The following is a 1,069-nucleotide window of genomic DNA, read 5'->3' as shown; positions in this document are numbered from 1 at the left end:
TCAACCTGCGCCTTTGTACCATTTTACATCGTTGCTGGCGGCTTGCTGCTTTAACCGTTGTTTGCTGCCTGCAAAATTTGAGTACTGCTGCCTGAAACGTTGAATTGATTCAAGCCATTGCGCTTCTTCTATATTCAACGTCAGGAGCACTTTTGGTATGCTTTTGTTGATATGCCCTTTTTTCTTTGGATCTATCTGGCGGCCACTCCAGTCGACTAATTCAATGTAATCCAGTAAGGCAAAGGGGATCGTGCCTTTAATATGATTACCACCAAATTGCTTTAGCTGTGCTGGTTGACTTTCATGTTGAACAGTATCTTTTTGTTTGAGGGGTTTATTTGCTTTGACCGTGTCTGTGGTAAAGGCTTTGAAATGCGCTATACGCTCTTGAATTGAGGTAAAATCACTGTCTTCAAGCGTATCGGCTATGTTTGCTCTGATAGGATTCAAATCAACGTAGGCCATGCAACTGAGTACTGCGGTTTGATCTAATAATGCCTGTGACTTATAGCGCCCTTCCCAGTACTTGCCCATGCAGTTATCTTCCTTATTGGCCTCGCGGGCAATGTACTCATTAAGGTTTTTCATATACCAGCTGATGTCATAAAGCCTTGCGCGCCATTTAGCGATGATCTCATCAAAAAAGAGCACACTCGCCTTATCTAGCTGCTCACCATTTAAGTAACGATCAACTAAAACATGGCCGTTATAAAGTTGATACCAGCGTTCAATTACTTCATCATCAGACCAATCAAGTGCTTGACGTCTATTGACGTTCACAACAAGGTGGTAGTGATTGCTCATTATCGCGTAGGCAGCTATCTCTATAGCGAAAACGCTACTTAGTAACTTAATTCGCTCTACTAACCACACTCTACGGTGATCAAAGTTTTTACCTGTGTATTTATCATCACCACACAAAAACGCTCGCCTAACGCATCGTGAAATTAAGTGATAATAAGATGTGGACGCTAAATCAATAAGCTTTTTTCTTGCCCGGGTCATACATAGCAACTCCTGTTAAACTGTATATAAAAACAGTAGTTGATACTATGGATTTTGCAAAAAA

The 1,069-nt window shown here is 41.3% G+C and carries 1 protein-coding gene; it reads right to left on the bottom strand.

The window, feature by feature from the left end:
- On the bottom strand, positions 1 to 1,005 hold the full coding sequence (locus H5183_RS21415; protein WP_259397476.1) for a transposase: 1,005 nt from the start codon (positions 1,003 to 1,005) through the stop codon (positions 1 to 3).
- Positions 1,006 to 1,069: the final 64 nt, after the last annotated feature.

Origin of the sequence: Pseudoalteromonas sp. SR44-8, assembly GCF_014163635.1 — a bacterium.
Taxonomy (GTDB): domain Bacteria; phylum Pseudomonadota; class Gammaproteobacteria; order Enterobacterales; family Alteromonadaceae; genus Pseudoalteromonas; species Pseudoalteromonas rhizosphaerae.
The sequence above is the reverse complement of the archived record's forward strand: the minus strand, read 5'-3'. Positions and strand labels throughout refer to the sequence as shown.

Coding starts and splice junctions, on each gene's coding strand:
- H5183_RS21415 (WP_259397476.1), bottom strand. CDS start 1,005: ATGACCCGGGCAAGAAAAAAGCTTATTGATTTAGCGTCCACATCTTAT.